Genomic DNA, 13,202 nt, shown 5'->3' with positions numbered 1-13,202 from the left:
CTTAATATGATTTGTCATGAAATCGAAACTACTTTTTATAGCATTACTAGCCCTAGGTTTTAGTACAGTTGAGGCGCAAAGCCAAACAACTGTTTATGCAAAAAATTCAGATATAAGCGACAACTTAGACCTTAGGGCAGTTGCCTCTATATTTGGAGAATCAGCCAATCTTCAGGATTTTGAAAGACGATTGAATGATCCTAAATATCAGATCTCTAACCTTGATTTAAATGATGATGACGAAGTTGATTACCTGCGTGTAATTGAATCCGTAGAAGACAGAACCCACGTTGTAATCATACAGGCCGTTCTGGATCGCGATGTATATCAGGATATCGCCACAATTGATGTTGAAAGAGACAATTACAACAAAGTAGTTGTTCAGGTAGTAGGAAACTCTTATTTGTATGGGGACAATTATATTTATGAGCCTGTTTATAATGTAGCTCCGGTAATTTATACTTCGTTTTGGATCACCAACTACAGACCTTATTATTCTACATGGGGCTGGAACTACTATCCAACTTATTATACCGCATGGAGACCTTACCCTATTTACAGATACAGAAGAAATATAAATGTTTGTATCAACGTAAACAACCATTATAATTACGTAAACACCAGAAGAAGTTACAGAGCTCCGGTTTTGTATGAAACAAGACGTTCTTACGGATACGAAACAAGACGTCCAAACTATAGTTTTTCTCAAAGACATGCCAACACCAACAACAGATATGAATTGGATCAGAGACGTGTTGCAAGCAGAGAATCTAACAGAAACCAAAATGTTTACAATACCAACAGATCCAATGCGGGAAGAACAACTGGTACTGACAGAAACTATGCCGATAACAGAAACGCAGCTGTTAACAGACCTAATTCAGACAGAAATTATAACACCAATCGTGCAACACCAGCCAGCAGAGATAATTCAGCAAATGTCAATACCCCTGCAAGAGTTGAAAACACGCAAAGAAATGAAGTGAGAAGAAACGCTAATGAGAATAATTCCAGAGTTTATTCTGAAAACAGAGGGAATTCTAACAGAACTGCTCCGGTACAAAGAACAGAAGTGCCAAGAAGCATGCCTGAAAACAGAGGCAGTTCTGAAAACAGAGCTAACACTTCAAGAGCGCAGGCACCTCAAAGAGCTGAGTCCCCGAGAGTAAATCAGGAATCAAGAGGCAGTCAGCCGCAAAGAGAAAACAATTCAGGCTCCAGAGGCGGAAACAGAAGAATTTAATTCTGTTCCTTAAATTTCTAATAAAAATTAAAGCACAATTTTACGATTGTGCTTTTTTTTATCTTTTTAATTTTAATTGACGCTAATTTATTTTAAAACAGTAAATTTGCAACCGTCTTTTATAAAAACATACATGAGCGCAGCGCATAAAAACTTACACAGTAAGTTGTCTATTGGAGGTTTACTAATCACACTAGGAATTATTTATGGGGATATTGGTACTTCTCCATTATATGTAATGAAAGCCATTCTGGGAGAACACATCATTAGTGCTGACATTGTTTTAGGAGGTATTTCATGTGTTTTCTGGACATTAACCCTACAGACTACCATAAAATATGTGCTTATTACACTTAGTGCAGATAATCACGGTGAAGGTGGAATTTTTGCGCTCTACGCATTAGTCAAAAAAACCAAGATTACCTGGCTGATTGTCCCGGCCATTATTGGAGGTAGTGCCTTGCTGGCAGATGGAATTATTACACCGCCCATTTCGGTTTCGTCGGCTGTAGAGGGAATAAAAACCTACTATCCTGAAATCAATACGATTCCGATTGTGATTGGAATTTTATTTGTTCTTTTTACCATTCAGCAATTTGGAACTAAATTAGTGGGGAAATTCTTCGCTCCGATGATGCTAATCTGGTTTACCATGTTAGGAACTCTGGGAGTGATTCAGATTTCACATCACCCTGAAGTTATAAAGGCACTGAATCCTTATTACGCGTATCACTTACTACAGATACATCCTGAAGGCTTTTTTGTTCTCGGACTTGTGTTTTTATGTACAACCGGAGCAGAAGCATTGTACTCGGATATGGGGCATTGCGGAAGAAAAAACATCAGAATAAGCTGGATTTTCGTAAAACTTACCTTAGTATTAAATTATTTCGGTCAGGCAGCCTTTTTGATCCACCATGAAGGTCAGACTTTACAGGCCTTAGGAGGAGAAAATGGAAATCCGTTTTACCTGATTATGCCGGACTGGTTTCAACCGGTAGGAATTGTTATTGCCACTTTAGCAGCCGTAATTGCATCACAAGCCTTAATCAGTGGATCATTTACTTTGATCAATGAGGCGATGCGACTTAATTTCTGGCCGAAAGTAAAAATCAAATATCCGACGGAAGTAAAAGGTCAATTGTATATTCCGTCAATCAACTGGCTGTTGTTTTTTGGCTGCGTGGGAATTGTTCTCCATTTCGAGAAATCAAGCAACATGGAGCATGCCTATGGTCTGGCAATTGTACTATGTATGATCATGACGACTATCCTGCTTAACTATTACCTGATCATGAAACGTATTAAGTTAATTTTCATGGTACCTTTAATTACGATTTACTTACTAATTGAATTTAGCTTTTTGATTGCCAATGTGACCAAATTTGCCGAAGGCGGTTATGTAACTTTAATTATTGCAGCTGTTTTAATTTCGATTATGACGATCTGGTATCTGGCTAAGAAAATCAATAAAAATTATACTAAAATTGTCAAAATCGACGACTACAAAAAAGTATTGATGGAGTTGAGCGAAGACTTATCTATTCCAAAATACGCGACACATTTGGTTTACATGACCAATGCCAATCGTGTTGACGAGCTAGAGCAGAAAGTAATGTATTCCATCCTGCAAAAACGCCCGAAAAGAGCTGATATTTACTGGTTTGTACACGTAAACATTTTAACAGAACCTTATAAAACACAGTATAAAGTTACCGAAATTGCAAAAGACGATATTTACAGAGTCGATTTTAATTTAGGCTTCAGGGAGCCAACCAAAATCAACCTGATGTTCCGTGAAGTAATCAGGGACATGGTAAAAAATGGCGAAGTAGATATTACCAGCCGATATGAGTCCTTAAATAAAAACAATATTATCGGAGACTTTAAATTTGTACTGTCTGAGAAATTCCTTTCGAATGACAACGATTTAAGATGGCACGAAAATATCATCATGAACTCGTATTTCTTTATCAAAAAATTAAGTTTATCTGAAGAAAGAGCTTTTGGTCTGGACAGCAGTTCCGTAAAAATAGAAAAATTCCCTATGGTGCTTCACGCTCCGGAAAATATTGGATTAACACGAATTATAAAATAAAGTTGTTCCAAAAATAAATTCAGAAAAAACACTCTTTTAAACTTTATTAGAGTGTTTTTTTTCTTTTTAATAAAAGTTAAAATAACAATCAAAATTAAAAATTTAACTTTCAATCAATTAATAGTACCTTTGCAACTCAAATAATTAAAATGAGATTACACAGAAATTTAGTTTATACTACCATCGATTCTTTAAACGCGATCTTCAATGAAGGGGAATATGCAGACAAAGTGGTAGCAAGAGCATTAAAAAAAGACAAACGTTGGGGAAGTTCCGACAGGAAGTTTGTTGCTGAAACGATATACGAAATTGTTCGTTGGAAACGATTATACGCAGAAATTGCCGAAGTAAAAGAACCTTTTGACAGAGACAATTTATGGAGAATGTTTGCGGTTTGGGCCGTTTTAAGAGGATACCCAATTCCGGATTGGAGACAACTGGAAGGAACACCGGAACGAAAAATAAAAGGTCGTTTTGACGAGCTTTCTAAAATCAGAGCTCTGAAAGAATCTATTCCGGACTGGATGGATGAATTGGGTGTTAAAGAATTAGGTGAAAAAGTCTGGGCAACAGAAATTGCTGCACAAAACCAGCCTGCAAAAGTTATTTTAAGAACCAATACACTTAAAGGTACCAAAGAAAACCTGAGAAACACCCTGATGGATTTGAATATTGAAACAGAATATTTAAAAGATCAGCCGGAAGCTTTAGTTTTAAAAGAAAGAGCAAACGTGTTTTTGACGGATGCTTTTAAACAGGGACTTTTTGAAGTTCAGGATGCAAACTCACAATTGGTTGCCGGTTTTCTTGACGTAAAACCAGGAATGCGTGTTGTGGACACTTGTGCAGGAGCCGGAGGAAAAACATTACACATTGCTTCTTTGATGGAAAACAAAGGACAATTGATTGCAATGGATTTGTACGAAAGCAAACTGAAACAACTGAAATTAAGAGCAAAAAGAAATGGTGCTTTTAATATTGAATACCGTATCATTGACACTACAAAGGTGATCAAAAAATTACATGAAAGAGCAGATCGTGTACTGATCGATGCGCCATGCAGCGGTTTAGGAGTTCTAAAAAGAAACCCTGACGCCAAATGGAAACTGCAACCTGAATTTATTGATAACATCCGTAAAGTTCAGGCAGAAGTTTTAGAAAGTTATTCTAAAATTGTAAAACCAGGTGGAAAATTAGTTTACGCCACTTGTTCTGTTTTACCATCAGAAAATCAGGAGCAGGTAGAGAAATTCTTAAAAACTGAAATCGGCAAACAATTTACATTCGTAAAAGATCGTAAAATTTTGGCCTCCGAATCTGGTTTCGACGGATTTTATATGGCTTTACTGGAACGCAAAGATGCTGTAGTTAAAGAATAATTAGAGTTAAATTCCAAAAATAAAAAATCCCAAATTCCAACTGCTAAATTGGGATTTGGGATTTTTTATTTTAAACTTTTATTTGTTAAACCAAACTCTGTTTGCGTAATAATTTACCGTTTTCGTTTTCTTTGAACTTTGGAACAAAAACAATTTCTTTTGGTTTTTCATACTTACCTAAACCATCAAAAAAATCAGCTGCAAAATTTTGTTTCTCGCCTTCAATAACCAGAATCAGTTTTTCGCCCAGAACAGAATCCGGAATTCCGGTTACAAAAAATCTTCCGCTAATTTTGTCAAGCAGTTTGGCTTCTATCTGTTCCGGAATAAGCTTCACTCCTCCACTATTAATTATATTATCAATTCTTCCTAGGAAAATAAACTGATTTTCTCTTACAATCTCAACGAGATCATTAGTAATAACAGGATCTTCAGAAATAACCGGAATCGTAATGACCAGACAGCCACGATCATCCTGGGCTATTCCTACATTTGGCAACACCGTAAAAACATTCTCACCCACTTTTCTGGCTGCAATATGTGTAATCGTTTCTGTCATTCCGTACGTCTCGTACACCTCTGTTTTCAGGGGCAACACTTTTTCTTCGAGTGAAGCATCCATTTTAGCACCACCCACAATTAGCTTCTTTACATTCTTTAAAGCTTCAATTGAATTTTGAACTTGCAGGGGCACCATTGCCACAAAATCATATAGAGTTGTATTTAGAGCTAAAGGCGTTGTACTTGGAGCTACTACATCCAAATCAAGGCCTAAAATCATACTTCTGACCAACATCATCTTCCCTGCTATAAATTGAACCGGTAAACACAACAAAGCTTTATCTCCGGGTTCTAAAAGAAAAAAATCTCCTGTAGACAGAGCAGAATGAATCATTGCGCGTTTTTCCAGACGAACCACTTTTGGAAGCCCGGTTGTTCCGGACGTTTTCATTTCGATGAATTCTTTATTATCGAACCAGTCCAGAAGAAATTCACCAATGGCCTGTTCGTTCGAATCTCCTTCTTTTATATAACTGTAAGCGACACGGCATAAATCTGCCGCGTTAAGATGATATCCGTTTATTTTAAAATAATTATGGACATTTTTATGTGTTAATTCTAACATGAAATTTTTAATTTGGTGATTCTACACTATTAATTTTACCCGTTAATTTTTCTTTCCAGTTGTTCCATCCGTATTTTTTAGTGAAAATAAAAAGCAGGATCGGATAAATAACCACAACTGGCAAAATCACATCTAAGCCCGCTGAAGGTTCTGACATATCTTTAAAAATGGAATGCGTCTGAAAAACAGACCAGTCTGAAGTAACTAAAAGCGCACCAATCAGATTATTCGCAGCATGAAATCCCAGCGAGAGCTCAATCCCTTCATCCATTAGTGTCAGAATGCCTAAAAAGAAACCTGTACCAATGTAATATATCATGATAACATACCCCATTTTAGCGACTTCGGGATTAAAGACATGCATTGAACCAAAAATTAACGATGTCAATAATAACGGAAACCATTTGTTTCGGGCCAGATTAGCAAATCCCTGCATCAGATAGCCTCTAAAGACATATTCTTCCGTGCTGGTTTGTATTGGAATCAATAAACTACCAATAACGACTAAAACCAGAAAGGGAACTAATTTAAAATTCCATACAAAATTTTCAGGAGCTTTAAAATAGACCACTAAAAAACTGATTACAGAGAAAAACGACCATAATGCAAAAGAAAACAAAATACGCGACCAGTCTATTTTTTTCCGGGACGTTGTTATCGATAAAATAGTCTGATTATGAAGATACTTCACCACAAAGTAAATCCCGGCAAAAGCAAAAGCAAAAGAAATCATCACTAAAAATAAGGTCAGATTGGGTTCAAACATTTTTAAAGCCGAATCACTGTCTGTTGGAATAGGTTTAGTGGAATTAAAACTTTTATAGAGAACTGCAATAGAAAAGGGAATCTGGCCAATAAATGAGGCGGTAATAATAAAAACCGAACCTAGAAGATATTTCCAGAATTTATTTTCGGGTTTAATTCCTTGTTCTAAAAACATATCGATAAAAATTTAAAAATGAGAATTCAGTTTAATAAGTAAATCTTATTTTTGGTCTTGCTAAAATACCGAATTTTTACTTTAACACTCCTGTTATAAATTAAAAAAATAAAATGATAGAAATTTACCATAACCCACGTTGCGGAAAATCAAGAAATTGCCTGGCTTTTTTAGATCAGTCCAATCAGGATTACAAAATCATTCCGTACCTGACAGAAACACCTTCTTTTGCTGATTTAAAATTGCTGCTTGAAAAACTAAGCTTAAAACCTCTTCAGTTAGTAAGGGTTAAAGAAAAAATCTGGATCGAAAATTACAAGCAAAAGAACCTGAATGAGGATGAAATTATCCAGGCAATGGCGGATCATCCCATCTTAATAGAACGTCCGATTGTTATAAAAGACGGAAAAGCCATTATTGGAAGAGATTTAGATTTGGTAGCTTCTTTTTTAGATTGATTATAAAGAACAGCATTAACATTTTTTTGTGACTTTTCGCTTTAAACCAAAAGCTAAATTTGTGGTCTAAGAAGAAAAGAAACCAAAATACACAATGAAACAAATCAAATTTGCTGTATTACTTGTATTGCTTTTTACAAGTTTTTACAACTATGCACAACAACCGCCATCTGGTGGAAATAAGGTAAAAGTTGCCGGAAAAGTTTTAGAAAAAGTAAGCAAACAGCCGTTGGAATATGCTACCATTTCGATTATGGCTCCAAATGACACTAAAGTTATTGCCGGGGGAATTACAAATCCTAAAGGAGAATTTGAAGTGGCCGTAGCTCCGGGGACTTACGACATAAAAATTGAATTTATTTCGTTTAAGTCAACCGAAATCAAACAAAAAAACATTCAGTCTGATACTAATTTAGGTGTTGTAAATCTTTCTGAAGATGCAGCACAACTGAATGAAGTTGTGGTTCGTGCAGAAAAATCTACCGTAGAAATAAAACTGGATAAAAAAGTGTACAACGTGGGTCAGGACATGATGGTAAAGGGCGGAACTGTAAGTGACGTTTTGGATAATGTGCCGTCTGTTTCTGTCGATACCGAAGGAAATGTAAGCTTAAGAGGAAGTGATAATGTCAGAATTTTAATTGACGGAAGACCCTCAAACGCGATCAATGTGGCTGAAGCATTACGCCAGCTGCCTGCCGATGCCATTGACAAGGTAGAAGTTATTACCAATCCATCTGCGCGTTATGATGCTGAAGGTGGCTCCGGATTAATTAATATTATCCTTAAAAAAGGAAAAAACCAGGGTCTTAACGGAACTTTTATAGCTTCAACAGGGATTCCTGAAACCTATGGTTTAAGTGCGAATCTGAATTATAAAACCGAAAAATTAAACTACTTTACGACTGCAGGGTACAACTACAGAACCAATGAAGGCGGCGGATTAACAAATACAGAATATCTTAATGCTAACGGAACTCCTAAAGGTTTTTTAGACGAAGATCGTGACACGAAAAGAACAAATGAAGGATTTAACGGAAGAGCCGGGATAGAATGGACAGTTGCTCCGAATACTTTTTGGACAAATGCTATTAATTACCAAAATAGCAATGGAGATACCAGAGACTTGATTAACTACAATAATTTTGACGCTAATCACGCTTTTACAGGAACTTCTTTCCGTTTAAACAATGGAGCTACCGATAGTGAAAACGTAGAATATACTTCAAATTTAATTAAAAACTTCAACGATAAAGGACATAAACTTACCGCTGATTTATCGATTTCAAGAAATACAGACGACAGCAATAGTATTATTACTGCATCTCCCAATTCCAATACTACTTTAAACGATCAGGTTCAAAAACAAATACAGTTACAAGCTGATTATGTTTTACCATTAGGAAAAGGCAGTCAGTTTGAAGCTGGATATAAAGGAAGTTTTGGCGACCTGAACAATAAATATGTCATAACCAATAATCAGGGTCAGGTAAATCCCAATTTATCAAATACTTTAGAATATAAAGAAAATATTAATGCGCTTTATGCCCAATATGGTTTTAAAGTAAACAAATTCTCGTATTTATTTGGTTTACGCTGGGAAGACACTAATATTGAGGTTAACTTGTTAGATTCAAACGATTTCAATACTAAAAAATATAATAACTTGTTTCCAAGTGCTTTTATTAGCTACGAAATCTCAGATCAAAGTAATTTTACCGCAAGTTACAGCAAGCGTTTAACAAGACCAAGAGGCCGTTTCATGAACCCGGCCGTAAACTATTCAAGTAATGTAAATATCTTTCAGGGAAATCCGGATTTAGATCCATCCCTGACAGATAAATATGACATTGGATATATCAAACGTTGGGACAAAGTAACATTCAATACTTCTGCTTATTTTGAAGACACAAAAGATGTTTTTAGCTTTGTAAGATCTCCTACTGGTGATGTTGTAACTCCTGATGATGAGGTCGTAACTCCTCAACCCGGTCAAACCGTTGAAGGAATTCCGGTTATTTTAAGCAGACCCATTAACTTAGGAAAAGAACAAAAATTTGGTTTTGAATTTACCTTAAATTACACGCCATTTAAATGGTGGAGATTAAACAGTAACTTCAATTTATATAACGTAAAAACAACCGGGGAGAACTCATACACAGATACTAAAGGAAATCTTGTTATACAGAATCTAAACAATCAAGCCAATACATGGTTCGCAAGAATTAGCTCAAAAGTAACTTTACCATACAAAATCGACTGGCAACTGAGCAGCGTTTATAACGGCGAACAAAAAACAGCGCAAGGTAAAAACCTGGGACAATTTTCTATGAATACAGCATTTAGCAAAGATGTCTTAAAAGATAAAGCAACAATTGCTTTCAATATTAGCGATATTTTTAACTCCAGAATCATGAGGTCTTATACATATCTTCAAAATGATACAACACTGGAGAGCCAGACCTCTTATGGTGAAATGCAATTCCGTAAACGTCAATTCAACTTATCGTTCACGTATCGCTTTAACAAAGCCAAAAGCGAAAGAGAAAGGAATCCTGCCCAGAAAGAAGGAGGAAATGATGGTGGTGGAGAATTTCCGGGTTAACTTAGTTTAAAATTCCAAAAATTTTAAAATCCAAATTCCAATTACTGACACTTTATAATTAAGCTGCAGAAATTGGAATTTGGATTTTTTTTATTGAATTTTGGATTTTCCGGAATAAAAAAAAGGACTCGCAAAACGGGTCCTTTTTTTATGAAATCAATTTAAAATTAAATCGATTGTTCTTGCTTTTTCTTTGCTCTCATTTCTTTGAACATTTCCCAGCTTGCTCCCGTAACCCAATAAGATACGAAACCAACTAAGAAGAACATTAACCAAAACCCTATAGTTAGTATGGTTAAGAAAAGTAAAAAACCTAAGTACTGTGAAAATTCAAACATGTTTTCCGGAATTTTTGAATGTAAGCACAAATGTAGCTTTTATATTTTTCCTTGCCAATAAAAACCAAATCAATTTTTATAAAATCACAATTATCCGTATATTTAAACTCATTTTAAATAAGAGCTTTTTTAGTTTGCAGTCTTGGTCTCAGTTTGCAGTCACAGTCGCAGTCTCAGCTTACAAATCACATATTACAGAATACATTTTACAAATATAGTATAGAATCAAACAAATGAAATACAGAATAGAAAAAGACACCATGGGAGAAGTTCAGGTCCCGGCCGATAAATATTGGGGTGCGCAGACAGAACGTTCCAGAAACAATTTCAAAATAGGACCTTCGGCATCTATGCCAAAAGAAATCATAGAAGGCTTTGCTTATTTAAAGAAAGCGGCTGCGTATGCCAACTACGATTTGGGTGTTTTGCCAATCGAAAAAAGAGATGCCATTGCAGCAGTCTGTAACGAAATCTTAGAAGGTAAATTAGACGATCAGTTTCCACTGGTGATCTGGCAGACCGGTTCCGGCACGCAAAGCAACATGAACGTAAATGAAGTAATCGCCAACCGTGCACAGGTTCTTAAAGGGTTTCAGATTGGTGAAGGCGAGCAATTCATAAAAGCAAATGACGATGTGAATAAATCACAATCCTCGAATGATACTTTCCCAACCGGAATGCATATCGCTGCTTATAAAATGATTGTAGAAACTACCATTCCCGGTGTAGAAAAATTAAGAGATACGCTCCATGCAAAAGCAACAGCCTATAAAGATGTGGTAAAAATTGGCCGTACCCATCTTATGGATGCTACGCCGCTTACCTTAGGTCAGGAAATCTCAGGTTACGCAGCCCAATTAACATTCGGACTGAAAGCATTAAAAAATACACTGCCACATCTAGCTGAAATTGCATTGGGAGGAACCGCAGTAGGAACAGGACTTAACACTCCGGAAGGATACGATGTGAAAGTGGCGGAATATATTGCAAATTTTACCAATCATCCTTTTGTCACTGCTGAAAATAAATTTGAAGCTTTAGCGGCTCATGATGCTATTGTTGAAACACACGGAGCATTAAAACAATTGGCTGTTTCCCTAAATAAAATTGCGAATGACATCAGAATGTTAGCTTCAGGTCCGCGTTCCGGAATTGGAGAAATTCATATTCCTGAAAATGAACCCGGATCGTCTATAATGCCCGGAAAAGTAAATCCGACACAATGTGAGGCTTTGACAATGGTTTGTGCACAAGTGATCGGAAACGATATGGCGATTGCTGTTGGCGGTATGCAGGGACATTACGAACTGAATGTTTTTAAACCTGTTATGGCTGCTAATTTCCTTCAATCCGCTCAATTATTGGGCGATGCCTGCGTTTCATTTGACGAACACTGCGCACAGGGAATTGAGCCCAACCACAAACGTATCAAAGAATTGGTAGACAATTCATTGATGCTGGTTACCGCACTAAATACCAAAATCGGATATTATAAAGCTGCTGAAATTGCACAGACTGCCCACAAAAACGGAACAACCCTAAAAGAAGAAGCTGTTCGCTTGGGCTATGTTACCCCGGAAGATTTTGATGCCTGGGTAAAACCGGAAGAGATGGTGTAAAAAAAAGTTTTCAGTCTCAGTCTCAGTTTTCAGTTGTTTGGAATGGAAAAACTTTCACATACCCTCTTAAACTGTAAACTGAGACTGATCCCGATAGCTATTGGGAGAGACTGTAAACTGAGACTGAGACTAGAAACTTATTTCCCGTCTACATAATCCTGTAAGTAGCTGAATCTCGGAGTAAGCTTCCCTTTCTCCGTTATTTTGGCTCTTTGCAGAATTCCGTCTTTATCTCCATTAAAGAAAGCGGGGATTACATGTTCCATAAATTGTTCTCCGAAACCTTCGCTTGCATCTTTTGGAATTTCGCATGGCAGATTATCAACGGCCATTACAACAATAGCACCGGGATGAAAAACATCCACTTCTTTACCTTCGGCCGGCCAGTATCCGTAAATAGGCTCTGCAATCGTAGAAGCACGCAAAGTGCAGGCAATTGGGCCATTGACATCACAGGAAATATCGGCTACCACTTTTATCTTGCAATCGCTGGCATTCAACATTTCTCTTGTCAGAATTACCGGTGCCTCGCTGGCGTAAAAATGACCTGTAAAATAAATATCGGTGACTTTTGTGAATTTTTCAAAATCAGAAACATAGGCCTCCGGATGTGTGACAAAATCATTAAAATCAAGAACCTGTCCGTCAATTCGTTTGTTGTATTCCAAAACATCCAGCTGCACATAAACCGGCTGCGTGTAGTTTTTGGTTAAATAATTTTCAACCGTGATTTCTTTTATCTTTATAGCGTCCAGAATTTCTTTCGCGCCACTCCCCACTTTACCCGTTCCGGTGATCACAAATTTTAAAGGTGGTAACGTAATGCGTTTCAGGTGCATAATCAGGGCGTCTTTTCCGGCAAGAGTTTCTGCTTTTGGCAATTTAAACAATTCAAATTTTATCCCAAAAGCTCGAATTCCGTTGTAAACACCGACCATTCCTGCATATTTTCCAAAACCAATAAGCCTTCTGTTGTTGCTGTCTACAATAGTTTCATGATCGTATAAATCGATATTTTTCTCTAAGATCGCTTTTAGTAGCTTTCTGTTATAAGGTTGTTTCTTTATAGTATGAGAAAAAAAGAAATACGATTTGTCCGGAATTAAATTTTCTACCGGAACTTCTTTCACTCCAAATAAAACATCACAACCGGAAACATCATCTGTAATAGTTATCCCTAAACTTTGGTACTGAATATCAGAAAATATTCTAATATCTGAACTTTCAACTTCAACTGTAGCGTCATGATAAAGCTGTTTCAGTTTTGCCAGTTCTCCTGGCGCAAACACAACACGTCTGTCTGGTGGGTTTTTTCTTTCTTTTATGATACCAAATTTCATTTATAACGGATTAAAGTAAATATTAATATAACTTTTTGAATTGAATTTGTTTCAAA

Annotated in this window: 9 protein-coding genes; 6 read left to right on the top strand and 3 right to left on the bottom strand. The window is 36.5% G+C overall.

The genetic code is table 11. From position 1 onward, the window contains the following. Nucleotides 1-16 precede the first annotated feature (16 nt). From GJU43_RS02230 to GJU43_RS02220, 3 genes are all read left to right on the top strand, one after another. Nucleotides 17-1,243: a hypothetical protein gene (locus tag GJU43_RS02230; protein WP_154339219.1), complete on the top strand. Its 1,227-nt coding sequence runs from the start codon at nt 17-19 to the stop codon at nt 1,241-1,243. Between the two features lie 133 nt (nt 1,244-1,376). After that, the gene (locus GJU43_RS02225; protein WP_154339218.1) at nt 1,377-3,341 is read left to right on the top strand and encodes a KUP/HAK/KT family potassium transporter; all 1,965 of its coding nucleotides are present in this window, start codon (nt 1,377-1,379) and stop codon (nt 3,339-3,341) included. A 149-nt stretch (nt 3,342-3,490) separates the two neighbouring features. Beyond that, entirely contained in the window at nt 3,491-4,720 is a 1,230-nt protein-coding gene (locus GJU43_RS02220; RefSeq protein WP_154339217.1) for an RsmB/NOP family class I SAM-dependent RNA methyltransferase, read from the top strand. An 85-nt stretch (nt 4,721-4,805) separates the two neighbouring features. Here GJU43_RS02220 and GJU43_RS02215 read toward each other — a convergent pair whose 3' ends face one another. Both GJU43_RS02215 and GJU43_RS02210 read right to left on the bottom strand, forming a co-directional pair. Continuing rightward, complete coding sequence (locus GJU43_RS02215; protein WP_154339216.1) at nt 4,806-5,846, bottom strand: AMP-binding protein; 1,041 nt, start codon at nt 5,844-5,846, stop codon at nt 4,806-4,808. A gap of 7 nt (nt 5,847-5,853) precedes the next feature. Next, entirely contained in the window at nt 5,854-6,786 is a 933-nt protein-coding gene (locus GJU43_RS02210; RefSeq protein WP_154339215.1) for a CPBP family intramembrane glutamic endopeptidase, read from the bottom strand. A gap of 113 nt (nt 6,787-6,899) precedes the next feature. Here GJU43_RS02210 and arsC point away from each other — a divergent pair, with 113 nt between their 5' ends. The 3 genes from arsC (at nt 6,900) to fumC (ending at nt 11,806) form a co-directional block, all read left to right on the top strand. After that, a complete protein-coding gene (arsC, locus tag GJU43_RS02205; RefSeq protein WP_154339214.1) occupies nt 6,900-7,244 on the top strand; it encodes an arsenate reductase (glutaredoxin) in 345 nt (114 codons plus the stop codon). 94 nt (nt 7,245-7,338) lie between these two features. Beyond that, nucleotides 7,339-9,849, top strand: a complete 2,511-nt coding sequence (locus tag GJU43_RS02200) for an outer membrane beta-barrel family protein (protein WP_154339213.1) — start codon at nt 7,339-7,341, stop codon at nt 9,847-9,849. A gap of 571 nt (nt 9,850-10,420) precedes the next feature. After that, the gene (fumC, locus tag GJU43_RS02195) at nt 10,421-11,806 is read left to right on the top strand and encodes a class II fumarate hydratase (RefSeq protein WP_154339212.1); all 1,386 of its coding nucleotides are present in this window, start codon (nt 10,421-10,423) and stop codon (nt 11,804-11,806) included. Between the two features lie 137 nt (nt 11,807-11,943). On the opposite strand, the gene GJU43_RS02190 is transcribed toward fumC, so the two are convergent. Then, nucleotides 11,944-13,146 (bottom strand): NAD(P)-dependent oxidoreductase, encoded by a 1,203-nt coding sequence (locus GJU43_RS02190; RefSeq protein WP_154339211.1) that lies wholly within the window; start codon nt 13,144-13,146, stop codon nt 11,944-11,946. Between the last annotated feature and the right edge of the window lie 56 nt (nt 13,147-13,202).

The sequence above is a fragment of the Flavobacterium sp. LC2016-23 genome, from assembly GCF_009674775.1.
In the GTDB taxonomy this organism is placed as follows: domain Bacteria; phylum Bacteroidota; class Bacteroidia; order Flavobacteriales; family Flavobacteriaceae; genus Flavobacterium.
The sequence above is the reverse complement of the archived record's forward strand: the minus strand, read 5'-3'. Positions and strand labels throughout refer to the sequence as shown.

Bases quoted from the DNA above. Each gene is read 5' to 3' on its own strand.
- GJU43_RS02230 (WP_154339219.1), top strand. From the start codon at position 17: ATGAAATCGAAACTACTTTTTATAGCATTACTAGCCCTAGGTTTTAGT.
- GJU43_RS02225 (WP_154339218.1), top strand. From the start codon at position 1,377: ATGAGCGCAGCGCATAAAAACTTACACAGTAAGTTGTCTATTGGAGGT.
- GJU43_RS02220 (WP_154339217.1), top strand. From the start codon at position 3,491: ATGAGATTACACAGAAATTTAGTTTATACTACCATCGATTCTTTAAAC.
- GJU43_RS02215 (WP_154339216.1), bottom strand. From the start codon at position 5,846: ATGTTAGAATTAACACATAAAAATGTCCATAATTATTTTAAAATAAAC.
- GJU43_RS02210 (WP_154339215.1), bottom strand. From the start codon at position 6,786: ATGTTTTTAGAACAAGGAATTAAACCCGAAAATAAATTCTGGAAATAT.
- arsC (WP_154339214.1), top strand. From the start codon at position 6,900: ATGATAGAAATTTACCATAACCCACGTTGCGGAAAATCAAGAAATTGC.
- GJU43_RS02200 (WP_154339213.1), top strand. From the start codon at position 7,339: ATGAAACAAATCAAATTTGCTGTATTACTTGTATTGCTTTTTACAAGT.
- fumC (WP_154339212.1), top strand. From the start codon at position 10,421: ATGAAATACAGAATAGAAAAAGACACCATGGGAGAAGTTCAGGTCCCG.
- GJU43_RS02190 (WP_154339211.1), bottom strand. From the start codon at position 13,146: ATGAAATTTGGTATCATAAAAGAAAGAAAAAACCCACCAGACAGACGT.